Source organism: Dongshaea marina (assembly GCF_003072645.1).
GTDB classification, from domain to species: domain Bacteria; phylum Pseudomonadota; class Gammaproteobacteria; order Enterobacterales; family Aeromonadaceae; genus Dongshaea; species Dongshaea marina.
In genome coordinates, this window is the sequence record NZ_CP028898.1 from 14,346 (window position 1) to 38,863 (window position 24,518).

At 46.3% G+C, this 24,518-nt stretch carries 20 protein-coding genes and 2 pseudogenes; 16 read left to right on the forward strand and 6 right to left on the reverse strand.

Annotated features, from left to right (window positions below; translation table 11 throughout):
• Nucleotides 1-19 precede the first annotated feature (19 nt).
• From DB847_RS23740 to iteS, 11 genes are all read left to right on the forward strand, one after another.
• Entirely contained in the window at nt 20-547 is a 528-nt protein-coding gene (locus DB847_RS23740; RefSeq protein WP_108653101.1) for a lipocalin family protein, read from the forward strand.
• 39 nt (nt 548-586) lie between these two features.
• On the forward strand, nt 587-2,011 hold the full coding sequence (locus tag DB847_RS23745; protein WP_108650532.1) for an IS4 family transposase: 1,425 nt from the start codon (nt 587-589) through the stop codon (nt 2,009-2,011).
• A 428-nt stretch (nt 2,012-2,439) separates the two neighbouring features.
• Nucleotides 2,440-2,787 (forward strand): plasmid mobilization protein, encoded by a 348-nt coding sequence (locus DB847_RS23750; RefSeq protein WP_108653102.1) that lies wholly within the window; start codon nt 2,440-2,442, stop codon nt 2,785-2,787.
• Nucleotides 2,788-3,580: 793 nt separating this feature from the next.
• The gene (locus DB847_RS23755) at nt 3,581-5,854 is read left to right on the forward strand and encodes an LPD7 domain-containing protein (RefSeq protein WP_159084837.1); all 2,274 of its coding nucleotides are present in this window, start codon (nt 3,581-3,583) and stop codon (nt 5,852-5,854) included.
• Nucleotides 5,855-6,128: 274 nt separating this feature from the next.
• A complete protein-coding gene (locus DB847_RS23760; RefSeq protein ID WP_108653104.1) occupies nt 6,129-6,650 on the forward strand; it encodes a hypothetical protein in 522 nt (173 codons plus the stop codon).
• Nucleotides 6,651-6,660: 10 nt separating this feature from the next.
• Nucleotides 6,661-7,398, forward strand: a complete 738-nt coding sequence (gene stbB / locus DB847_RS23765; protein WP_108653105.1) for a StbB family protein — start codon at nt 6,661-6,663, stop codon at nt 7,396-7,398.
• On the forward strand, nt 7,388-7,918 hold the full coding sequence (locus DB847_RS23770; RefSeq protein ID WP_108653106.1) for a hypothetical protein: 531 nt from the start codon (nt 7,388-7,390) through the stop codon (nt 7,916-7,918). Before stbB ends, DB847_RS23770 begins: the two co-directional genes overlap by 11 nt.
• Nucleotides 7,919-8,035: 117 nt before the next feature.
• Entirely contained in the window at nt 8,036-8,791 is a 756-nt protein-coding gene (virB5, locus tag DB847_RS23775; protein WP_108653107.1) for a P-type DNA transfer protein VirB5, read from the forward strand.
• A gap of 12 nt (nt 8,792-8,803) precedes the next feature.
• On the forward strand, nt 8,804-9,841 hold the full coding sequence (locus DB847_RS23780) for a type IV secretion system protein (protein ID WP_108653108.1): 1,038 nt from the start codon (nt 8,804-8,806) through the stop codon (nt 9,839-9,841).
• Between the two features lie 711 nt (nt 9,842-10,552).
• Nucleotides 10,553-11,644, forward strand: coding sequence for an AAA family ATPase (locus DB847_RS23785; protein ID WP_234418660.1), 1,092 nt, complete (start codon nt 10,553-10,555; stop codon nt 11,642-11,644).
• The gene (iteS, locus tag DB847_RS23790) at nt 11,637-13,916 is read left to right on the forward strand and encodes a S8 family anti-phage peptidase IteS (protein WP_108653110.1); all 2,280 of its coding nucleotides are present in this window, start codon (nt 11,637-11,639) and stop codon (nt 13,914-13,916) included. Before DB847_RS23785 ends, iteS begins: the two co-directional genes overlap by 8 nt.
• A gap of 493 nt (nt 13,917-14,409) precedes the next feature.
• On the opposite strand, the gene DB847_RS23795 is transcribed toward iteS, so the two are convergent.
• Nucleotides 14,410-15,015 (reverse strand): hypothetical protein, encoded by a 606-nt coding sequence (locus DB847_RS23795; protein WP_108653111.1) that lies wholly within the window; start codon nt 15,013-15,015, stop codon nt 14,410-14,412.
• A gap of 808 nt (nt 15,016-15,823) precedes the next feature.
• Between DB847_RS23795 and tsaA the strand changes: the two genes are divergently transcribed.
• Both tsaA and DB847_RS23805 read left to right on the forward strand, forming a co-directional pair.
• Nucleotides 15,824-16,297: a tRNA (N6-threonylcarbamoyladenosine(37)-N6)-methyltransferase TrmO gene (tsaA, locus tag DB847_RS23800; RefSeq protein WP_108653112.1), complete on the forward strand. Its 474-nt coding sequence runs from the start codon at nt 15,824-15,826 to the stop codon at nt 16,295-16,297.
• Nucleotides 16,298-16,374: 77 nt separating this feature from the next.
• Nucleotides 16,375-17,172, forward strand: a complete 798-nt coding sequence (locus tag DB847_RS23805; RefSeq protein ID WP_108653113.1) for a sulfite exporter TauE/SafE family protein — start codon at nt 16,375-16,377, stop codon at nt 17,170-17,172.
• On the opposite strand, the gene DB847_RS23810 is transcribed toward DB847_RS23805, so the two are convergent.
• From DB847_RS23810 to DB847_RS23830, 5 genes are all read right to left on the reverse strand, one after another.
• Nucleotides 17,151-18,038 (reverse strand): Rossmann-like domain-containing protein, encoded by an 888-nt coding sequence (locus DB847_RS23810; protein WP_108653114.1) that lies wholly within the window; start codon nt 18,036-18,038, stop codon nt 17,151-17,153. The genes DB847_RS23805 and DB847_RS23810 overlap by 22 nt on opposite strands.
• Before the next feature lie 23 nt (nt 18,039-18,061).
• A complete protein-coding gene (locus tag DB847_RS23815) occupies nt 18,062-18,484 on the reverse strand; it encodes a PaaI family thioesterase (RefSeq protein ID WP_159084838.1) in 423 nt (140 codons plus the stop codon).
• Entirely contained in the window at nt 18,477-18,977 is a 501-nt protein-coding gene (locus DB847_RS23820; protein WP_159084839.1) for a NifB/NifX family molybdenum-iron cluster-binding protein, read from the reverse strand. The genes DB847_RS23815 and DB847_RS23820 overlap by 8 nt, the downstream gene beginning before the upstream one ends.
• Entirely contained in the window at nt 18,955-19,269 is a 315-nt protein-coding gene (locus DB847_RS23825) for a DUF134 domain-containing protein (protein ID WP_108653117.1), read from the reverse strand. The genes DB847_RS23820 and DB847_RS23825 overlap by 23 nt, the downstream gene beginning before the upstream one ends.
• A 938-nt stretch (nt 19,270-20,207) precedes the next feature.
• The gene (locus DB847_RS23830; RefSeq protein ID WP_108653118.1) at nt 20,208-21,428 is read right to left on the reverse strand and encodes an IS91 family transposase; all 1,221 of its coding nucleotides are present in this window, start codon (nt 21,426-21,428) and stop codon (nt 20,208-20,210) included.
• 86 nt (nt 21,429-21,514) lie between these two features.
• Between DB847_RS23830 and DB847_RS23835 the strand changes: the two are divergent.
• The 3 genes and pseudogenes from DB847_RS23835 to istB form a co-directional block, all read left to right on the forward strand.
• Nucleotides 21,515-21,705: pseudogene (locus tag DB847_RS23835) on the forward strand (IS66 family transposase); the annotation flags it as partial.
• Nucleotides 21,706-22,180: 475 nt separating this feature from the next.
• Nucleotides 22,181-23,728: an IS21 family transposase gene (istA, locus tag DB847_RS23840; RefSeq protein WP_108649425.1), complete on the forward strand. Its 1,548-nt coding sequence runs from the start codon at nt 22,181-22,183 to the stop codon at nt 23,726-23,728.
• 9 nt (nt 23,729-23,737) lie between these two features.
• Nucleotides 23,738-24,492: pseudogene (istB, locus tag DB847_RS23845) on the forward strand (IS21-like element helper ATPase IstB).
• The last annotated feature ends 26 nt before the right edge of the window (nt 24,493-24,518 follow it).

A 24,518-nucleotide genomic window follows, 5' to 3' on the forward strand; every position in this document is an offset into this window, starting at 1 on the left:
TAAATAGAGGGCCAAAGGTATGAAAAAATCACTGGTGATCGCCTGCTCTCTTTTTGTTACTGGATGCACAGGTATCCCGAAAGGGGTTCAGCCGGTAAAGCACTTTGAATTATCCAAGTACCTCGGCACCTGGTACGAGATAGCTCGTCTAGATCATACGTTTGAGCGAGGTTTAAGCAACGTCACCGCACAATATAGTATGAGGGATGATGGAGGGGTCAAAGTGGTAAACCGTGGCTTTTCCAAAGAAAAAAATAAATGGAAAGAGGCAGTTGGGAAAGCCTATTTTGCTGATGGTCAATCTAATGGCTACCTCAAGGTATCCTTTTTTGGCCCATTCTATGGTTCATACATCATTTTTGGATTAGACCATAAGGACTACCAATACGCATTTGTATCAGGGCCGAGCAAGGAATACCTCTGGCTTCTAGCAAGAAGCCCAAGAATTAATCCTGTAATCATTGAAAATTTTGTGCAGATGGCTAAGGATAGAGGCTGTCTCTTCTACACATCTCAAGAGCAGGGGAACTTTCTGAGCATAGAGTGATCTGATCATCGTATAATCCCGTTTCAAGGTACTCATACGATGCAGATTTCTCCCCATGATCCCCAACGCTGGGCCCAGCACATCTTTGGTTCGGCACAGCTTGGAGACGTGCGGCGTACAGCCCGGTTAGTCACACTCGCCAGCCATTGTGGTAGACATGTGGGGAAATCTTTGGCCGCTTCCTGTGAGGGTGACGATGCCCTGCTTGAAGGCAGCTATCGCTTTATCCGTAATCCAAAGGTCGAACCAATGAAAATACGTCAGGCTGGTTTTGAAAGGACAGTTGAGATAGCCCAGGATATTCCCGAACTCCTGGCTCTGGAGGACACCTCTTCATTAAGTTACAAGCACCAAGCCGCTTCGAAGCTGGGGAAATTAGGAAAGAAGGAGGATAAATCAAGAGGATTCTGGGTGCATTCCCAGTTACTACTCAATGCCCGAACGCAGCAAACGATAGGGTTGGTTCATCAGGAGTGGTGGTTGCGGCCGGATAACCCTGAGGATGCAGACGAGAAAGAGAGTGGTAAGTGGCCCGATGCGTCAGCCCTTTGCCGACACAGGATGGGAGCGCTGATGTCCCGGGTGATCACCGTTTGTGATCGAGAAGCAGATATCTTTGACTATCTCAAGGATAAGAAGGAGCACCAAGAAAGATTTATCGTGCGGGCAAAGCATATGCGCAAAGTGGAAGAGTCCGGACTCCCTTTAGATGAACATCTGCGCTCCCAAGCTTCCCTGGGCGGATATGAGCTTCATATCCCTCAAAAAGGGATGGTAGATAAGCATGGGAAACGGAAGAATCGGCCGACTCGCAAGGCGAGGCTACAAGTCTTTAGCAGCTCATTGACCCTCACTCAGGGGGGCAGAACTCTCACCCTCAACGCAGTACTGGCTGAAGAGCTGGGTCAGCCTAATGGTGCAGAGCCGATCCGCTGGCTTCTGCTGACCAGCGAGCCAGTTTCAACTCTGGAAGAGGCCCTGAAAGTTATCCAGAGCTACACGGCCAGATGGCGAGTGGAGGATTTCCACAAAGCCTGGAAATCCGGTGCAGGTGTAGAAGAGCTAAGAATGGGGTCGGTAGACAATCTGGAGCGAATGGCGTCGATACTTGGCTTTTCAGCGGTTCGGCTGATGCAGTTGCGGGAGAGTTTTACCTTGCCACTCAGCCTGAAGAAGCTGGGCCTGATTAAAGAGGCGAAGGAGGTCAGTCAGATAAGTGCGTCACGAGTGCTTACCGGAGAAGAGATTAAGCTCTTGATCTTGCTGCGCAATAAGAAGCAAACGTTCGAACCGAGTTTGGAGTGGGCTTACCAGGAGATTGCAAAGCTGGGAGGGTTCAATGATACCAAACGAAGCGGGATCGCAGGCTGGGATACTCTCTGGGAAGGTTGGAATCGACTTCAGGATTATCTTCGAGGATTTATGGTTGCCAGAGAGGCTATGACTTCAGGCTTGGAGATCTGATCAAGAGACAGCAGCCATAACCCTAGAGCAATAATTAGCAGGGCCCCTAGAGCTATGCAGACAACAATACACCATGGGCACATGTCGGATGAGATAAACATGTCTAACCTCCTCAGTTAGAGGCTTACCTCTACTTTAAGTATAGTGGCTATGGTCAGATGATATCCTGCTCTTACTGGGCCACAACACACTGATTGATCGTTAATTAACCTATCTTTAGGTATGCCTTTCGATACGACCAGAAAATCCTTGATTGACACCTATCAATTCTCCTATCAGATATCCAATATCAAAACTCCTTAGGAGATATGGAAAACCATAACGCATGTTCGCCCTCCCCCATCACCTGACATCCAGAGAGGTAATCTCTCAGGATAGCTCAGAGTCAGTTTGGCACCTGTGGGGATAAGCGCAAAAGGAACCGGCCCATGAACAAAGAGCCAAAGACCATCCCGGTCTCATTTCGCCTGCCCGCTGATATTCACGCTGATTTCTATGATCGGGCAGAAAAAGCAAACCTGTCGGTCACCGACTTCTTAAAAGAGGCCGTGATAAAGAACCGATCAATCGTCCTGAGCCGCCCCTCGAAAACTGTCGATGCGAAGCGGCTAGTTTATCTTTACAACAAGACGAGCAACAACCTCAATCAGATCGCCAAAAAAACCAATATTGACTGGAAGAGTGGCGTTCTCAGCGAAAGCGGATACCGAAACATTAACGCTCAGCTTAATGCGATCCGCCTCTCTCTCAAGAGGGGGATCCACGATGCTGATTAGAGTCAGAGGCGGTAATGGCGGGATTAAGGAGTACCTGGAAAATGGACAAAAACAGGGGCGGAGCTATACCCGGGACGAACTGGACGAGCGAGTCATCCTGGATGGTGATCTTGACCTGACTCACACCATCATCGACGGGATGGATACTGAGGCGGAGAAATACCTCCACATCACTTTGTCGTTCAAAGAGGATCATATCGATCCAGACCTACTGAGAACGATTTCTGATGAATTCCGCCAATTTGCATTGGCTGCCTATGATGAGGATGAATACAACTACTATGCCGAGGCCCACCTCCCCAAAATTAAGACGGTTCAGAATAAGAAAACCGGAGAGTTGATCGAGCGTAAACCTCATATCCATATCGTCATCCCAGAGACAAATCTGAGGTCTCTCCACCGATTAGAGCCTTTTGGGATGGTAAAGAATAACGAGCACTTCATTGATGCCTTCCAGGAGGTCGTGAATGAAAAATATGGCCTAGCCAGTCCTAAGATCCATATCCGATCAGATTTCAGCAATGAGGGAACCATCATCTCCAGGGATAAGGGGGATCTGTTTGATGGACCAAACAAGGCAATCAAAGAGCAGATCCTGAACACTATCCTGGATAAGAACATACAAAGCACTCAGGAACTCACCAGAGAGCTACAACAGCTCGGGTTTACCGTAAAAACCCGTAATGCAGGAAAAGAGAATGCCTACCTGAATATCAAAGAGAGCGGTAAAGCCAAAGGGATCAATCTCAAGGAGCAGGTTTTTTCCGAGGCATTCCTGAATCTTCCCACACCGATGAAGCAGGCCCGGCTCCGTGAGCAAAGTAGCCAGCACTACATCGAACCTCTCACCGGGGAATACAAAGCCGGATCAAAAGCACATCAAACCCTTGAGCAATGGCATACCCAGAGAGCTTTCGAGGTTCGATATATCAACGCCAGAAACCGAGCGCATTACAACACTCTGCTACCTCAGGAAAGGGTGGCTTTTTTAGACCAGAAAAGAGGACAGCACCATGCAGGACCAGCCAGCATTGACGACCATCTCAGAGCAGCTGGAGACAATCTCCGGACAGCAGGAGAGCATCTGCATGATGCTCAACGAAATTATCGGGGTTCTGAACCAGGAATCAGAAAGCTCATTGATCGACGAACTGGCCGAGCTCTTCGAACCCTTGTTCAGCGATATACAGGACATCAAAGAGCGCCTGCCAGCATCCGAGAGCGCAGCCTAGCATCAGACAGCCTGGGCCAGTACGCCATCGAGTTCCAGGAGTATCAAAATGGCCAGCTGGCGGAAGTCGATATAAAGCAGATCAAACAGGAGCTGGACCCAGAGCAATTACTTGTCAGTTTGGAACAATCCCACGGTGTCATGCCCAATAAATATGGCATCAGCACCGCCCTGGACGGTAGCCCCCGGATCCAGTGTGGCAGCCGAAACCTGAACGTGGGGGACTTCCTGACCAAAGAGCTGCACCTGCCATGGGCCGAAGCAAAACAAATCCTGGAACAGGAGTATGCCAGGCAGCAAGGCCGAGACTTTGCACCCATATCGCCATGCGAGCGAGACCATTTTGAAAAGCAGTGGCGACCCACCATCGAGCAGGCTCGTAAGAAAGCATGGCAGCAGCAGATGGCTTTTGAGCGGCAATACAGGCAACAGAGCAAACTCGAATTAAAGCAGCGTAAATCCGCCATCTATGCGGACAACACGATTATCGGTTCAGAAAAACGAGTTGCCCTCTCCATCGCCAGAATGAACAAGGTCATTGCAGATATCAATCTTGACCGAATGAAGAAAGAGGGCCGCTTTGAGATTGAGGTTCGCTATCCAAAGAGTATGCAGAAACAATACCAGTCCTACCAATCACGGCATAAGGAAAAAGATGACATGGCTAAAGGAAAATTAATTGAACATGGTTACGCTCCTTATAATCATATCGAGGGTGAATCAAAGAGCTACTTTGCAACCCTCCAAGATCGACTCGGAAGAGAAACAACCTGCTGGGGAGTCGGAATACCGGATGCTCTTGCTGAAAACAAGATAAAAACCGGTGACATTATCGATTTAAAGGTTAATGGGACCGAGAGAGTCACTGTTCAGTCAAACATCCGCGACGACCAGGGAAAGGTTATCGATAAGAAATGGATTGATACGGATAGAAAGAAATGGGTTGTCGATAAGATTGAGCAGGTATCTTCAGAGAAGAAATTCAGCCAGGAGCAGATAAATAATTCGATTGAAGCATCGAGAGTGCTCTATAATACTAAAGAGATGAAAACTCTTGGCGTATCCCCTAAAGATGTTGTAAAAACTGAAAATGGTGAACGATTCACATATAAAGATCAGCAGTTAACCCCGATTGAGATGTATAAGATCGCCAAAAACATACCAGAAGAGCAAGCAGTCAAAGAGGTTTCAGATTTATATAAAGTACAACTTGCCGATGAAGAGAAGCTGAACGCCTATGTAAACAAAGAGAACGAAGTAAAATCTGACAATGAAAATGATTCAATTGCACAACTCAAGCATCAGGACGATGAGGTTTCTAAAAACACTCCTCCCCTCCCCCCTCAAGACTTTGAAAACATCACGCACAAGGTCAACAAAGAGGGTCATGTATCTTATTACTTGCAAAAAGAGAAGATCATGGTCGACCGAGGAAAGGATGTATTAATTAAGAAGAATGAAGATGTTGCTGTTGAACTTGGGCTTCGCATGGCGATTGAAAAATTTGGCAAAGAGGTCAACATCAAGGGAGACAAACTCTATCAAGATAAGGTGGTTGAGGTTGCAGTTAAAAACAATATTGATGTGACATTTGACGATCCAAAGTTGAATGAGCAATACGCAAAACTAAAAGCTGCCATGGTTCGGGGTGAAAACATTATTGAGAAGTCCAGAATAAAGCATCAGGAGCAAGAAATGAATCAGAAAAAACAGGAGAAGGGGCAAGAGAAGGAGCCCGTTACCCCTCCCCCCCAAACAAGGGCGAATGAAATGATTGAGCAGGCCAATCAATTTATAAGACAGGAGCCAGTGAAGGCCCCTGATATGGAGTTATGATGGCAATTCAGCTTGTGGCTGCGGGCGCGTATGCGCCCTATCCGGGTTTCAAAGGGCTGGCCCTTTGGCTCGTGGGATGTTGGAGCGAGCGAAGCGAGTGTAAACGTTCCCGTCGTGCCTATCTTTTTTTCTGTCACCATGGATCACCATCAAATCACCACTGAATCACCCATAAATAACCATGGATCACCCCAAATCACCACAGATCACCCTCAAGTCACCAGAGGATCACCAATAAATCACCACATCAGAGTTCTATAGCGTGGAGAAGAAAATGGATCACCCAACTAAAGTTGCCCTGCTCAGCCTAGTATCAAGACTACGGAAATCTCAAAAGCCATCGAAAAGAAAATCAATTGAAGAGTGCTTCGACTTGATAGATGAAGCAATAACGTATGGGGCTTCTATATCAATGATATCAAACTTAATGTCTGAACACGGAGTTACTATATCAGAAGGATATCTAAGAAACGCAATGTACAGAATAAGGAGGGACACAGGTAAACAAAAATTCAAAAAATCACCTAACAAAACAACACTGAAAGAAATACAAGAAAAACCTCAAGATAAAGAAGAATCTGAAGGTGAGAGGATAGCAAAGCCATACAAGGAAAAGATAGAACGCTACCAGGAACTTAAAAAGAATCACGCAAGCATGGACGACAGGTACACAGCTCTCGGTGGAAACCTGGATGATCTAAATGGATTAAATGAAAGAGAGAAAAGAAAAAGATGCATCAATTTAATGCTAAAGATAACTGACCACATTGAAAAAGTCGAAAGAGCAATTCGATAAGGAGAACATCATGAAGATAGCTATTATTAATTTTTCAGGTAACGTTGGGAAAAGCGTTGTAGCAAACCACATTTTGCAGCCAAGAATAAACAATTCCACGGTCATCTCTGTTGAAACAATCAATGACAACGGAGATAAGGGAGAAAAAATGAAAGGGAAGGAGTTCTCAGAGATAATGGAGCGAGTCATGCAGGAGGACAATATCATTGTTGACGTTGGCGCATCCAATGTGGAAGAGTTTATGAATAGAATGAAAGGGTTTATTGGAAGCTATGATGATTTTGATTATTTCATTGTTCCAACAACAAAAAAACAGAAGCAAATAGAGGATACAATATCAACAATAGATGAACTATCAGATCTGGGCGTGGAGTCAGAAAAGATAAGAGTCTTATTCAATATGATTGATAGGGATGACTCCATAGATAAAATATTCTCAAAAGTATTTAAATCAAGCAACACTCTATCAAGCATAAATAAAGAGCTCATTCTTCATGAATCAGAGCTGTATAGCCGCATACAGGACTCCCCACTGACAATCAAGGAGATCGCAGAAGACCAAACAGACTACAAACAAATGATCCGATTCACAGATGATAAAGAAGAACGACTTTCTCTATCTCAGAAGCTTGGAACAAAGCGTTTAGCAATTGGAGTTGATCGAGAGATGTCCCGTGTTTTTGATCTTCTGTTCCCCAACTATAAATCAGAGAAACAAGATGAGGCGGAGCTGGAATATGCCGAGTAAACAACAGCAGGAGCCATTAACAGTCCAAGAGGCATATCTTCAAGAGATCCTGGCTGATCAAATCACGATGAAAGATACCATCAATGAAGCAACTGCTGAGATGAAGATCCGGCTCGGAACGGTTCAAATGGAAGTCGAGGAACACCTTGGTTACACCAAGCAGATCTTCGACAACTACGCTAAAGTGGCCGAGGAGTACAATGAGCGGAAAAAAGAGGATAACCACCGATTTATCCAAAAAAAATTAAGGAGTGAGATCTGCGAGACCCTGAACTCTGTCGCTCAAAAGCGCCCTCGATTCGGGGCTGCTGGTCTGGCTTCAGTCGCTCTGATTGCAGCTTGTACCGGTTCGCTCTTTGGTGTTGGCGGAGCCTACCTGTATCAGGGAAAGGAAAATCAGATCACCATGAGCCAAGCCTACTACCAGCAAAAAGGTCAGATGCTGGAAAAAGCCTGGCCTGAGCTCTCAAACCAAACGAAACAAGCTCTGGAAGCTGCTCTTCTGAAAGCAACCAGATAACCCTCCCCTGCCGCGCTTCGCTTGCCAGCCACCTCAGGAGTGGCAAGAAAATCTTGCCAACTCTTTCAGCGGCTCCGGTTAAAAGAAAGCGTTTCCTTGTAATGGATACAGATCACTATGAAAAAGCTTACGATTGCTGTCAGCATGATCGCAGCTTCATGCATGACATATAAGGTCATTGCCGGGATCCCGGTCGCAGTCGATGTGGATATACCAGGGCAGATAGCTCAGGCACTTAACTACACCCAGTATGCCCAGCAAACCGCAACACTGGCCAACCAGCTGACCACCCTCTCGGATCAGCTCAATAAAATGCGCCAGCAGTACGACCAAATGCGCCGCGATTATGCAGCGGTTACCGGCACCCGAAATCTGGGGGATATTTTCTACAACCCCGAACTTAACCAGTACCTTCCCAGCAACTGGGCCAGCGTATACAAAAACATCATGAACAATGGATATCAGGGGCTCTCCGGTGCAGCTAAAGCCCTGCGTGACAGCTCAAAGATATTTGATGTGTGTCAATACTACAAAGATGCAGCGCAAAAGCGCTCTTGTGAGGCGGCCTCTGTGCAACCCGCTCAAAATGCCTCCTATGCACAGGAAGCCTATGCCAAAAGTGCCAAGCGGGAGACCAATATCAATAGACTCATGAGGCAGATCAATTCAACAACCGACCCCAAAGGGATCGCGGAGCTCAATGGCCGAATACAGTCAGAGCAGGCCATGATCCAAAACACACAAACAAAGCTCGCCATGTACCAAGCGGCCTCCCAAGCCCAGCAGGAGCTCGTGGATCAGCAGCAACGAGAAGCCCAAGCAAAGGTATGGAACTCAACTAACTATGGCGGCTATGTCGCCCCCATCCGCTAAGGAGGATGAGTCATGGATCAATTTACTGTTTTTCAATTCCTGGGGGAATCAACCGAGGGGCTTATCAATCACTATATCGTGTCAGGAACTGCAAACCTGATACATGGGATTGCCCCATTTTTTCTGATCGCTGTAACTATCTACATCATGGTCCAGGGATACCTGTTGATGATGGGAAAGACGAATGACTTTGCATCCGACTTTCTGATCCGGTGTGTCATGATTATTGTTATATCGACCATGGCCCTCAATACGGACAACTACACCTATTACATCATCGATACCACGAAAGCGTGGGGATCAGAGCTCGCAAGCTTAATGTTTCCGAGTAACAACCCAGGACAAAGCCAGAGCATCTATGCTGTGCTCGATAGCCTCGTCAAAACTATGACCGACCAGGTAATCTTTACATTCCAGCAAGTCAGTGGCTGGAAAGCCAGCACATGGCCCTGGATCTTTACGGCTGCAACGCTTCTTTTGTCATTTATTCCACTGACTATAGCTTCAGCGCTGATCATCATCGGCGTACAGTTCCTCATGGCACTTTTGCTGACTGTTGGACCGCTGTTCCTCGCTTTTGCAATGTTTCCAGTCACCCGAAGGTTTTTTGACTCGTGGATCAATAAGGTTTTCGAGTACAGCCTCCAGATGGTACTGGGTGTAACAGTGATCTCAATGGCAATCCATGGATTCAAGGTGTACTTGAACTATAACGACATCCAGTCTGCTGGCGTCAACCCTGGAGCTATCGGCATCAAGGTTTTGATCGTTGGAGTCGTTTTGATCTATGTGGTTAAGCAAGTTCCGCAATTGGCCGGATCATTAGCAGGAGGTTTTGGCACTGCCGCAATGACACTCAAAGACACGTACCTTCAAAAACCAACTAAGATCCTCGGTAAAGGTCTGGCAAAAGCAGCAGGGAAAGGGATTAAAGGCGCTTGGAGCCAGGTGGGAGGCAGTGGTGGTAGAACCGCAATTGAGGGTTCTAAAAAATCGAGTTCCAACCTTAACAAAATTGTAAAAGACAAGATCAAAGAGCAGCATAGATAACAAGCATCACACTGACAAAAGATGATGGTTCTTTATGTGTTTCTGCTGTCTGCACGGCGACACCCTCAAGCATCGTAGTGGTCAAGCCTGCGACGGGTGGTGCGGCTGCCTGCTGAGAGTCGTGGCAGCAGGCTGAGAGGTCACGGGTCACTGTTCGAGTAACCTCGCACCGCATCCGGATTATACCATCTTGGAGGAAAACTCCTACTTTTGGGGCTTAGCCCCAAGGATCTGCCTCAAATGAAAACTGGCTTTCCGGTAACAAATTGGTAACATTGGAAAGAGTGAGTTTTCCTTGTCCTGAACTACGATTTTGAGGGCTTAGGGAGACTTTCTTCCTAAGCCCTTGATCCAATGTCAACATATAACTCTTATGTTAAAAGCGGCACTTTTGGGTCAAATTTACGCGTTGTTACTTTATGTCAAAATGTAGCCACCCAGATCGAGCCCCTGAGCCACCGTCCTACTCAATGCCTTGCCTATCTTAAGATCGCCTATTTTTAGGGTTTGTATGATGATGTTCTGCACAAGAAAAATCTGAACCCCCTATCAGTGCATGTCGATGGCTTGCGTGTAGAAATCTTCAATATGAAGCCCATTTCTTCAAAAATTGAGTTATTTTTTCATTTGTGCTAGTGTTTTCGTCAAGTCAAGCTTGTAGGTAATCATATGCATCACAGTCCAGAAATACTAAAAATTATTGAGGGAGCGATGAAAAGCAACGTCTCTCAAGTAGCTGCTTACTCGGAGTTATTGGCTACTAAGCTTGAAAAAGAGGGTAAAAGCAGAATAGCTCAAAGTATTCGAAAAAAAATTGGGAAAACCACTTACTCTTACAGCTCTACTGGTGTTACTGGCCACCTAGATCCAGCTCTGCCTGTTGATAAGGATAGTAGATTGTCTTTAGGGGATGTTCTATACCCAACAGTTGATGATTCTCAAATTCAACTACATAAATCCGTTCAAGAAGACATCAATGAGTTCTTGAGGTTTATTGAGAAAGCCCCGCTTTTGTCGGAGGCTGGGGTTGGGATCTCTCCATCAATGCTTATTTATGGGCCCCCTGGTTGCGGAAAAACAAAGTTAGCTCATAATATAGCAGCAAGGCTATCTCTACCTCTTATTACAGCAAGGTGTGATACGTTAATTTCTTCGTATTTAGGTTCTACAGCAAAAAACTTGAGAAGCTTATTTGATCATGCTGCGAATCGACCATGTGTTCTCTTTCTTGATGAGTTTGATGCTTTCGCAAAAGCAAGAGATGATAAGCATGAGCTTGGGGAGTTAAAGAGAGTTGTTGTGAGCTTGCTGCAAAATATAGATTCTCTCCCTGAAGGCACAATATTGCTAGCTGCAACCAATCATGAAGATCTGTTAGATCCGGCTGTTTGGCGCCGATTTGCTTATCGGGTGAAGATACCTCTTCCTAGTAGAGAAATCAGGGAAGGACTACTTAGTCAATTCTTGGGTGATTATTGTCCTTCTAGTTTGAGAAAGCTCATAGATGTAACTGATGGAATGAATGGAGCTGTTATTCAGCAGGCTTGCTATGCTGCTGTGCGTAATGCTGTCATTTCAGAGAGTGAATGTGTTGATTCTGAAAGATTGATTTCTGTTTTAGCTCAAGATCAATATCAATATATCTTTAACGATCAATCGCTTAGTGATGAAGAAAAAATTATCACGCTAAGGGAGAAAGATAGCAGGTTGTTCACGATTGATCTTCTTGCAAGTATATTTGGCTATTCTTCAGGTAAGATATCTAGCTTAACCTCAAGGAGAGGAGTTAATAATAATGGATAAGAGAAACAACCCAATTCAAGTGGTTCAGGTAAATGATAATGATCACCGAAAGATGAATCGCGGAGGGGGTGCTTCTACAGTCTTTGGAGATGGAGCAACCAATAGTGTTCGAGCTGTTTTAGCAGAGCAGACTACGGAAACTTTAAAATATTTTTCTGCTTCGTTTAAAAGTTTACCTGCTGTCGCAGGGGTTGCTAAAGTGACTCTTAGAAAAGAGGCATTAGCTAAGTCACATAGGCCACTTCAATTGTTCAACAATAAAACATGCCCAATTGTTGGGACTTTAGATTTTGGAGAGCTCTTGGTAAGTGCGACATCAGATGGGTTAGATAAACTAAAAGCAAAGATCCTTGATGGTAAAAGCCAGAAGATTATTTCAAATATATCTGCTATAGAAAAAATTGAACCTTACTCCGAGCTGGATAGACTAAATGGAATAGAGTCTGAATATATAGAAAAAGTTGCAGTTGGTGGTGACAAAATAAAGTTAAAGCTATTTGACCATCAAGATCTCAAAAAAAACAATTTACTGAAGCAGGCACTGAAAGAGTTTGCTGATGAGTACAATATTCAACTTAAAGATCTAAAATATGGAAAGGCTAAAGGATTGATGTCTGCTACATTAAGCGACCGTTCTGCTTTGGCTGGGCTGGCTAAATTTATTGGGCTACGTAGTATATCACCAATCCCAAAGTTCAAAATAAGTGATTTAAACTTACAGGCATCCCCAATAGGCTTGGTTGATGAACAATTGCTCCCTTCCCCTAAGAATGGAGAAGAGTATCCTGTAGTTGGTGTTATTGACTCAGGTGTTTGCCCTAGTAGCACTCTACTTGAACCTTGGATACTTGCCAGAGAAAACTTTGTTCCTCCTGGACAGGAAGATTATACTCACGGGACTATGGTCGCGGGTTTAATCATCAATAGTAAGAGCTTGAACTATCAAGACGAGCGATTTCCTGAAACTCAAGCAATGATTGTTGACGTAAATGTTTTTCCGAAGGATGGAGGAACCTCTGAGGATGATCTCGTTGCAATAATTGAGGAGGTCGTCCCTAAATATCCTCAGGTAAGAGTATGGAATCTTTCACTAGGTAGCCCTAGTCCTGTTCATGTGACAGATTTTTCTGATTTTGCTCGCTTCTTGGATGAGATGCATGATGAACACGGGTGTTTATTTGTTGTTTCATCTGGAAATCAAAATGACTTGAGTTACTGGCCAACACGTTCAAGTGATCCATATGTAAACAGAGTTTCATCACCCGGTGACTCTGTGCGCGCTTTAACGGTAGGAAGCGTCTCACACAAGACTTCTCCTTTAGCGTTAGGTGGTGTTGATGACTTATCTCCCTTTTCAAGGATAGGCCCTGGTCCAAGCTACATTCCAAAGCCAGAAATAATTCATTATGGAGGAAATGCAACTGCAAACGGAAATTTTGCTCAGATTGGAATTCTCTCTATTGGACCAAACAATACGTTATGTGAAAATATAGGAACGAGCTTTTCCGCTCCTATTGGTTCTAGCATTGCAGGTAACTTATTCCATTTTTTATCTGAAGGTGAAGAAGTTTATGTTCCTACTGAACGTGTAAAAGCATTAATGATACACTCAGCCTTGATGAGCTCTAACGGGGTTAGCAAAGAGGATTTAAGATGTTTCGGCTTTGGTAAGCCGGGGGATGTTATAGACAGTCTCTATTGCGATCCAAACTGTATGACGATGCTGTTTGAAACTGATGTGAGATATGGAGGTTTTGAATTTGAGCGGTTTCCATTCCCTATACCTGATTGCTTAAATACCAGTGAAGGGAAGTATAAGGGTGAAGTATTCATGACGCTTGTATATTCTCCTGTTACGGATCCAAATTATGCATCAGAGTATTGTAGGACAAATGTTGAAGTTGGCATGGGAAGCTATAATAAAGATGGTGAAGGAAATTATAAGTTCGCATCTAAAATCCCTCCAGCACCTAAGGATATATCAGAGATGTATGAGAAATCTAGGGTGGAAAATGGATTTAAGTGGTCTCCAGTTAAGGCTTATCACAGAGCTTGTAAGCAAGGAATAGCTGTAGGAGATTGGAGGCTTAAATTGGGGGTTATGTTAAGAGCAGAAATGGGGATCCCTGATGTTCCTCAGAGAGCAACCTTGATTCTTAGTTTACGAGGACTGGATCCAGAACAACCTGTTTATAACGAAACGATTCAAAAAATGAATCAGATGGGATGGATTACACATGATATTGACCAGCATGTTCGCTTACGAGCTTAATTAAGATAATGTGTAAACGTAATCTTGCTGATGATTCAGCCGCTTTATTTCTGAAGTATCGAGAAGCGGCGAATTTTCATTAGATTATTAATTGCTGTATGAGATCTAACCTCAGAAAATTAAAAGGTCACACTGAAACACTAAAGATCTCCGGATAAATTTATTACTGGGCACCAGCCCTCCTATTATCTAGGGGGCTGCTACTACCTAGTTTTTCTGGAGCTCTTTGTAATCCAGGTGCTCTGGCCCTTCACACCATATATTAATATAGCCTCTTTTATTTATAGATGGTCCGGTCTCTGATAATAGATATACCATTCTTGGTCTTCTATCTACCTGAGCATCAAGTTTTTCTTTATTAAATTTACGAAATGTGGTTTTCTCCAGGTCTTTTGAGTTGAGGTATGCTGATGGTCGCTTGTTTTTTCCATGGTCATCAATTGAGTTACAAAAGACAAATGAGTAGCCTCATTCAACCTTATTTATCCATGCTTTACCATAGTAGAATTCTAAATTCATCTACAAAATCAGATAGATGTTGGTTATTTATTTCTACAAAAAGATCGTTTATATGAATTTTTCCAATATGGGGAAGCTGTATTAATTCATTAGAACCTGAATTATATGTATCAATTATCGATGGAAGAGTTTTACTTCTTCTTATACCCCTTTTTCCTCTCCTTTCGCAATCACTTCTCCTTTCTCCTTGGGCTGTGTGCTGCTCTTCCATGTCGTCAGGATTTGATTCTGGTTTTCTTTCGCTGGGAGGGCGTAGATTGATTCTGATTGCATTATCATAGAATACATCTTCATCTGAATAGATATCAGAAGCGTATTTATTTTTTATTTTTTTCTTCTCAGTCTCTAATCCTATTAAGCAGTTATCACTATGTTTGCTTACTACTTTATAATACGGATCTCTTTTCCTTTTCTCTTTGGGCTTATCGAGATTAGCACAAGTTATTTCAGCTGAGCAGTGCGTGTCAGGGCACTGGAAATTGAATTTAGATTCAATTTCGCCTCTAGAATACCTAGAGTCTGCTTCGGCAGAGGTTATGCAGCATTTAAGATCTTCGGAATATGCTTTTTCTATCCTCATGAATTCATCTCCATTCTATCCGAATCCCAATATACTATCGATAAGCGGTGATTTGCGCTAGATTATCAGTAGTTGGATGAGTCCAATGATCAGAAAATGAAAACGTCACAAGCCTACACTTTATTGTTAGGATGTCATTTCGCCCTTTACCGGAGTGGATGTGACCGGGTTGCTGCGATAGCCGTCAACTTTTAGGGCTGCTTGAAGCCCAATGGGGCGGAAAGTCGCGCTAAGCTTCAGGGCTAATCATAGTTCTTCGTTCCGATGCATCTGGGGATTTAATTTCATTACACTGTAAGGCCCGGTCCTCCGTCACCTGCTCACGAGCTTGCGTAGCCTGACTTAATCAACACACACCCAGGCGCAAGATCCGCTGTAGTCGTCACCACCTTGAGCTTCGAAGATGGGGTTTGGATGCCATTTCATCGACAAGTTCACTCAAACGCTAAAACTCCTTTAAATACAACATGTTGAATAGTATTTTTCCTTCCTTGGTGATCACCTGGTAGAGATACATCCATCGACCTTTCACCTTGGGGTTCTTTGACTTAAAGTACGGTTCGTCACTAGCCCCCTTTGAAGCCCTTGCCCCTCTGGGCTAGGAGCAAAGTATCAATTCCAAAAGAACTCAGTGAAAATGGCATAACGCATTGAATAATATCAATATTTCTCCACCGGCAAAGTTCATCATAAAGCCATTCATAGCTTATCTCATTTAGAATTATTCGGAATACCGCCCATCTTATGTGGCATATGCTCATTTCAATAGGTAAGATATCCACCACGATGTAACTTCGATAAGAACCAAATGATTAAGTTTTCTGAAATAGGCAAGGCAGTTACAGGGTTTGAGTCTGTAGAGGGTGTCCCTCTACAGGGTTATGGGATCTCTGAGTCCTGCGGGAAAATTGAAATTTTTCAGGATTACGCCGAGGGACTACAGGATATTGAGGGATTCTCCCATATTTATTTACTATTTCACCTGCATCGCAGCAGGGGCCACAACCTCAAGGTGAAACCGTTCCTTGATACTCAAGAGCGGGGAGTTTTTGCTACTCGATCTCCCAAACGCCCTAATCCGCTGGGCCTCAGTATTGTCCAGTTAGAACGCCGCGAGGGAAATATCCTGCACGTTCGAGGCCTGGATCTGCTGAATGGCACTCCAATTATAGATGTCAAACCTTACATACAGGCTTTCGATAATATTCAAGGGACTCGTGATGGGTGGTATCTGCAGGGAATGAATCCACATCAAACATTATCTGACGAACGCTTTAAATAGAACGTTAAATTTCCAGCTCTCTGTAGGCCTGTTATAGAAGAGAACATAATCATAAGTATCTGGAATGGAGGTGATGTATGGGTTTTATTATTTTGGGATTGTTAGTTGCATTTTTTAGTGCAGGACTCGGGGTCGGTGGGGGATGCCTTTTGGTTCCCGCTCTGGTCAGCTTCTTTAAACTGGACTTCAGGAAGGCAGCGAGCACATCTCTGGCTACCATCTTTCCTATTGTCGTGGTGGGCAGTATCGCTAATTTTATTTTTATCGACAAACTGCCTCCAGCTCACTATTTCTACCTATTTATCCCTGCCTGCATGGTTGGGGCTTGGTTTGGTGGCCAGCATGTACAGAGAATCAATGCAAAGTGGATCCGTTTACTATTTGCTATCTTCATCTTCATTGCCGGGATCAAAATGCTGCAGGTGGGGAATGCGCCGATGCTACTATTCCAATATATCCATCAGGTACTGCCTTTTTCAGCCTTCTATTTACTAATGCCTTACGGATTTTTAGTCGGTTTTGTGGCTACGTTACTTGGTGTTGGCTGTGGGTTGGTGATCGTACCTTTCTTTGTGATTTTGCTCGGGTTGCCTATGCATCAGGCCGTACTGATCTCGTTGATTACGATGGTATTTATTACCGGTACGGCAACCCTGATCAATAAAAAACATAAAGCCCTTGATCCCTGGGCGATACGCCTTATGCTCATCCCAGCACTGCTGGGTGCAGTGGTTGGCGCGTACTGCTCCAACCTTCTCCCTAACCACGCCTTACGAATGTTATTTGCCTGCTTTTTACTTGTGATGTCAGTACGTTATTTTATCCAGGAATTCAAAGGTGGTCACCGCTCTTGTCAATGCCCACAGACGCAGTAATGGTTTAGCTTCAGTATCCTGGCTGCTGCCGAGATTGTTACACCGAAAAAAGTGACCGGTTTGTTCGATTGTAGAAAGTGGCAAATAGTGCCATTCACAAGGGTTGAACCGGTCGCCATGATCTGATCACACCACTCGATCGCTGCATCGGTTTGTGATTCACCTTCGATGGTAATCCCATATTTCCTCTGCCCGATATTTGCCGGGTCGAGATCTATAACCCGAACAAGCTGACGACGCGATAAATTCTCCAGAAGCCGTGGTTGCAGGCCTATTAGCAAAATATTTTGATCTGCTTCAACGGCATTAACGACCTGCTGACCACACAGGGCTAGCTCATCATTTTTACAATGCACAGTCCTATCACATTGCTTCAGATGCCGATATACTGCATTTAGTGCAGCAATAAAATCAGCTCTCTGGCGGTTGGTCTCCAGTGGTAGCTCAAGAAGTTGCTGAAGCGAATACTCGCTGTTTTGATAGTGGTCCGTGAACGCCTGTCCTCTGCTTCCCAGAAAATCCGCCTCGATCATTTTTTCGTGGCCTCGGACAATGGGATAATCCTGATGAGCAGGGAAGCCAATTGCATCAACTGAGCTAAGTGCCTGGCAGTTGATTGTCAGCTTTTCCCTGTGAAGATTAAATTTATTGACCTGCTGTATCAGCTCTTCTTTGAGAAGAGCATATAAGTGGTTGATATCTTGAACCACGTTTATAGGTTGTCTCATATGGGATAACTCAGCTTGATGAAGCTGTTTCGAAAATTGAACGTAACTGAGCTGTGTTGCACCACAAGTGACCATTAGTTTCCAGATACTCCGATCCCTAAGGCCTAGTTTACGTAAGGCGGCCACTTTCCCCTGCATCAGGATTCTCCATATTCGTCTCTTTATTTTCTTAGCCGGACAAATTTAGCGCTTGCCCAGGCATGGGTTTTTCCTTCAAGCCTTATGTCTGCCCGCATATCAAAAATATTCCGGCGGGTCGAAATTAGTTGCCCCATTACCTCTACCTCTGAATTCACTAAGATTGGGCTGACAAAACGGATTTTCATATCGGCTGTAACAGCTTGGATCCCTTGGTGGAAAAGACAATGAACCATTGCTGAATCGAGAAGTGAACTGACTATCCCTCCATGGAGCTGTTGTGGATACCCCTGCAAGATCTCTGATGGATGAAAGAGCGTATGCACTGATCCATCACCTAACAAAGAGAAATTAAGTCTTAGTGAGGCTGGATTCGCATCCCCGCAAATCAAACAATTCTGATGACTATCACAGCACTGCTGATAAGATGTGGCAGAGTCAGGCATGACGTTTTCCCTGACAGCAACATCCTTTATTTGAAGCGAGGGCGTGTGAGTGGTCTGCCCCCTTCCCACAACACCTCTTTTTATCAGCAGAGCCATGCTTATGGTTACAACCACAACCTCCATTTTGTTGCTTACGCAGATGATTAATCGAGGGACGCCCTTGCTCTGCAGATGTCAGCAACTGAGGTGTTTTTTTGGCTTCTTCATATATAGCTTTAGCGTTTTGTGTTCCTGGCTGAATATGGTGAATTGATAAATTTAAATCCAACAGGCGACCAAGCATTTTTTCACCAATGTTTCGGACACACACGATACCCACCTTTTCACGTTTCAGTAACTCGATGAGCTCTTGCTTACCTTGGCACCCCTCCGATGCCGCAGGATTTGTAAAACAGTGGCTTTCATCCATCTCTGGATTATAAATCAGAATCTGGGGGGCTTTAGAAAAATGCCCGGCAGGTAATTTTTGGTTATTGACTGGTATTGCGATCATCTTCACTTTCCTCATGACTTGATTGCATCATTAAAGCCTTCCCGTGAGCCAGGCAATCGATCACTTTGAATCGAGCTACTTTGAGAATATTGGCTAACGTTTGGCGTGAAACACCCATTTGCGCAGCTGCCTGTTGTTGCTGCATCCCAAGCATATCGACCAGCCGAATCGCTTCAAACTCATCAGCTAGAAGCTCCTCTTTCTGAAGCTGAGACATCGGGATCCGATTGGGTTTAAAGCAGCAGTATGCAGCTTGTCCGCAAATTTTTCTCTTTATCTTAAGTCTTGGCATAAAGCTTCCCAGTTAACGTTGTGAGCATATGCCATATAATAACAATATAGCATATGCCATGTTTAAGCAATCTATTCTGTCATGCCGCATGCGCAGAGATAAGCATGTAAGGTCGAACTATACCCCAAGATGGTGTCAGACATCTGATGCTAACTGCGTCAAAATAAATAATCCCCGAGGCAAGCCCTCTCGCTTAGGCTCGCCTTCGCTTCGCGAAGCGGGGTATTTGGTTAGTCAAACACCTAGTTACTTCGCCGCAAGCGGCTGGGAATTAGACCCACGGGGATTAAAGTCTTAATTTGTATCTGTTGGCAGCCGATAGCAAAGCTTATAGCGCCTACACTAGCTCCTTTAAAGAGAGACCATGATAGGACAGAACATTGGTTACGTCTGGATCAGCGTGTTTGATCAAAAACAAGAACAGCAACTGGGAGGGAACCGAGTGGAACTGGTAACATATACGGTCTCTCCAATCTCACAATTAAGTTTTTTGGGAGCTAGATCTGTTAGCTTGGCGTTTTCGATGCCTATATGAGAGCTTCAAGAGCTCTCATATAGGCATCGAACTTAGGTATTCATCCACTACACCTCTGCTCCCGCTCCCGCCAAATCAGCTTAGTGATAGAGTCTGAGCTTCTGGCATGAGAGCTGCTTAATAATTGTGCGTAGAGACAAAAAATTGGCATCGGAAGCAGTAGCCAACCCATCTCACTGAAATAACAACAAAGAAAGTTCAGGAGAAGATGATGAGTTCGAGCAACTGTAACCATGGTTCAAGTTTAGGAATTTCAAAGCCCCCCTCAGATGGCTTACCTAAGGATGATCGAGGGCAGGGAGCTGCGATAATCCAAACTGTCTGCTGATGTAGTGGCTGTAAAACCAACGAATCGTATAAGGTTTGCTCAGATATCCCTACGTAAGACGGATCTTCCCTGTGCTCAGGCAACCACCTGTCGATCCTGCGCGAAGGATTTCCAGTGATCCATGAGCTTCTTCACCGTAAACCCGGGATAGAGAGCTTTGAAGCGCAGCCGGGCGCCACAACAGCTGCAGTGATAGGGGTCTGAGCCTAGATATGCTTTTGCCAGGGAGGCGTGGGTGACATGGAAGGGGATCTGCGGATGATCATCCAGAGCGCTGTAGACCAGGGGAAGCTTTTGCCCTCTGATGCGGTTACTGAGGAACCCGTAATACCGGATGGTGCGGAAGTGTTTTTCGTGGATATGGCGTAGCATCCGGCACACCATCTCATAAGGTGTGACCACCTCCCGGACCCGCTGAGCACTGCGGTGATCCAGGTAGTTGAAGATGAGATTGCCATCACCGTTGTAGTGGCGCAGCCGGGAGGCTGCGATGGGTGGTCGGCGCACATAGCGGCCCAGATAACCGGCAGTGCGACGGCTGCCTTTGGTTTTGTGAGCGATATAAGTGTGCCAGTAGGTGGATGGGGGAAGTTGCCGACTCAGGTAACGCTCCAGCAGCTCATCGCTGCCAAACAACCCCTGAAGAGCGTCGGGGATCACCAACTCCCGATGATATTTGCGCAGCAGTTTGGCTATCGCCTTCTTCCAGGGTTGCATCAGCTTAAAGGTCACCTTCACCCATTTGCCGTGGGCATTGAGCCCTCCGGCGGTGACGGAAGCATGGATATGGTTATGCCAGTTGAGGCTGCGACCGAAGGTATGGATGGCGGTAAAGATCCCAACCGTCAGACCTCTCTTCTTCGCCAGACTCAGTAACACCTCTGCGGCGCAACGACTGAGGCAGTTGAGCAGCCAGCGATTCTCATTGGGGAGGAACAGTTGGCAGATCTCTTCTGGCAGGGTAAACACGGCGTGTTGATAGTCACAATCGGGCAGGATGGCATTTTGGGTTTCCATCCACTGATTGGTGCGTTTGACGCCGCAGCGCGGACAGAACTTCCCGTTGCAGGAGAAGCCGATAATTCGGTCATTGACCGCGCAACCGTTGGGGCAGGTCATCGCCTTACTGCCCAGCACGCAGGTGCCACAGACCAGAGCTTTGGTTACGTTTTCGATTTCAGCGGCACGCAGGTTATCGCCCTGATCTTCACAGTAGCGGGCAAAGGCACGATCTTTTTTGAGGAGTCGATTGAGTGGTCTATGGTTGTCGGATTCGAAGGTAGAGCGTCGGGTCATCCGTAGATTATAGACAGAAAGGTAACCATACGGCACCCATATGGTATTTAAAACCTATGTGGGGAGGTTACCTGGCGGGCGCTTGGCTGGCACAGTCGATGCTGTGCGCGGATGAGACTCAGCTTCAGGTGCTGGATGAGCCGGGACGTGAAGCGGTCAGCCAATCCTATATGTGGGTTTACCGCAGTAGCGAATGGGATCCGCAGCCGGTTGTGCTCTACGAATATCAGCCTGGCCGGGGCAGATCCACCCCCAAAACTTCCTGAGCGGGTTCAAACACGATTCGAACTGCTGCTTCCCTGCTTAGCTCCAAGTCATGACTTCACAACACCGAGCCTGGCATGGAACCATAGCCAGGCTCATCCTATCATATCAATATAGCGTTCTCATACCTCCCCATATCTCTCCTCAAAACAGCTTGGGCAAAATGTATGACTGAATTCAGTCTCTGAATGCTTTGATATATATGATTCCAGCTGCTGCCATTTTCCTTCAGGATCCCTGATGCTTTTGCAGCATGCGTTTTTTGGTCCATCGCGATCACCCAATAAGATCGATAGCGATCACTGAATAATATCGATCGCGATCGCTCAATAATATCGATGGCGATCACTTTTGAGTTTTATATTATTGGGTGATCGGCATGAATATTATGCAGTCCCGACCGAAATGTTATTCATTTCAACTCCCGTTTCGCAGGTGTTTTTTTAACCGGCTATGCTCTCTGTTTGACCTCGAGCGGAGAGCCAGCCATGCCAACGGTGCATATCACCATGCGAAAACTCAAAGAGATCCTCAGACTCAAGTACCAAGGCGGCCTGAGTCACCGCCAGATCGCAAGCAGCCTGTCTGTGTCTCCGTCGACTGTGTCCAATTACTGCAAAAGGGCCCAACAGATGGGGCTATGCCAATGGCCTCTGCCTGCTGAGTGGGATGAAGAGCGGCTGCGCCGTGAGTTCCTTGAGACCCGGATCACGGTTCGTCAGACACCTCCTCTGCCGGATTGGGCCGTGGCCCATCAGGAGCTCAGACGCAAAGGGATGACGCTACAACTCCTGTGGGAGGAGTATGCTGAGCGACATCCCAAGAACCACTACAGCTATAACCATTACTGCATGCGTTATCGTGAGTGGCGTAAATGCCAGTCTCCCTCAATGCGTCAGAGCCATAAAGCCGGTGAAAAACTGTTTGTTGATTACTGCGGTCCAACCGTGCCCATCGTGGATCCGAGGACTGGGGAGGAGCGTCGGGCTCAGATCTTTGTCGCTGTGATGGGTGCATCCAGCTACACCTACGCCGATGCAACCTTGAGTCAGGGGCTGGAAGACTGGGTGATGAGCCATAAACGGGCCTTCGAATTTCTGGGGGGAGTACCAGAGATGATCGTTCCGGATAATCTCAAAAGCGGAGTCAGTAGAGCGTGTCGCTACGAGCCAGATCTCAATCCTACCTATCAGCAGCTGGCTGCACACTATGGTGTTGCAGTGCTTCCTGCCCGTCCTTACAAGCCCAAAGATAAAGCCAAGGCTGAGGTGGGCGTGCAGATCGTTGAGCGCTGGATCCTGGCAAAACTGCGCCATGAGACCTTCTTCAGTCTGGCTCAGCTAAACCAGCGGATCGGGGCTCTGCTCACCGAGTTGAACAATCGCCCGTTCAAGAAGCTGCCGGGAAGCCGTAAATCACAGTTTGAATTGCTAGACAAACCGGTGCTCAAATCGCTGCCTCAAAACCCCTATCAGTTCACCCGGGTGAAGGCGGTTCGGGTTCATATCGACTATCACATCGAGCTCGACAAGCACTACTACTCGGTTCCCTATACCCTGCTCAAACGCAAGCTTGAAGCGCATATCTGCGACAACCTGGTACGGATCTATCATGGTGGTCGCTGTGTCGCGACACATCCACGCAGCTATCAGCAGGGAGGGCAAACCACCCACCCCGATCATATGCCGGTCGCACACCAAAAGCAGATGCAATGGACCCCGGGACGCTTTCTGAACTGGGCTCAGGAGATAGGCCCCTCCACGCTTGCGGTGATCAAACAGCTGCTCTACCGAAAGTCCCACCCGGAGCTTGGATATCGGGCCAGCCTTGGGATCCTCAACCTGGAAAAGCGATATGGACGCCCCCGCTTAGAAGCGGCCTGCCAGCGAGCAGACCGAACGGGCGTTTACTATCAGAAAGGGATCCGCTCCATCCTGGAAAAGGGGCTGGATGGCCAGCCACTGCCCGAAACTCAGCCGGATCGTCTGGCGGAGCTCACTCACCTCAATATCCGTGGCTCAGGCTACTATCACTAAGGATCAAAGATGACAGAACAACTCAAACAGCAACTTCGGGAGCTGAAACTAAGTGGTATCCGGGATGCCCTGGAAAGGCAACATCAGCAACCCGGGCACTACCAGGAACTCGGGTTCGAAGAGCGACTCAGCCTGCTGCTGGAGCAGGAGCTGACGGATCGGTCTCAGCGGCGGATCGAGCGCCTTATCAAGCAGGCCCGATTCCGGCTGCAGGCAAATCTGGAGCAACTGGATTATCGAAGTGATCGCGGCTTGCATAGAGCCCAGATCCGCTCACTGGCAGAGGATACTGGCTTAGCCTGGGGCAGACTCTGATCCTGACCGGGGCGACCGGGTGCGGGAAAACCTATCTGGCCTGCGCCCTGGGCCATCACTTCTGTCTGCAGGGACTCGGGGTTCGCTACTTCCGGTTTAAAGAGCTGCTGGAGCAACTGCAGCTGGCTCAGGCTGATGGCAGCTATCGAAAGCTGATGGTTCAGTTGAGAAACACGCCGCTTCTGATCCTCGATGACTGGGGACTGGAGTCGCTGAATGCGCTTCAGCGTAGCGATCTACTGGAGTTAATCGATGCTCGCCATGGTCACGGAGCCACACTGATCGGCAGCCAGCTTCCGCTGGAGCACTGGCACACAATGATCGGTGAATCAACCCATGCGGATGCGATCCTGGATCGTCTGGTTCATGGAGCGATCCGTGTAGAATTATGCGGAGAATCGATGAGAAAAATCACCGCAGAGTTGACGGATGCCGATCACTCAGGGTAAAAAATAACCCAGTCTGTGAGACGGGA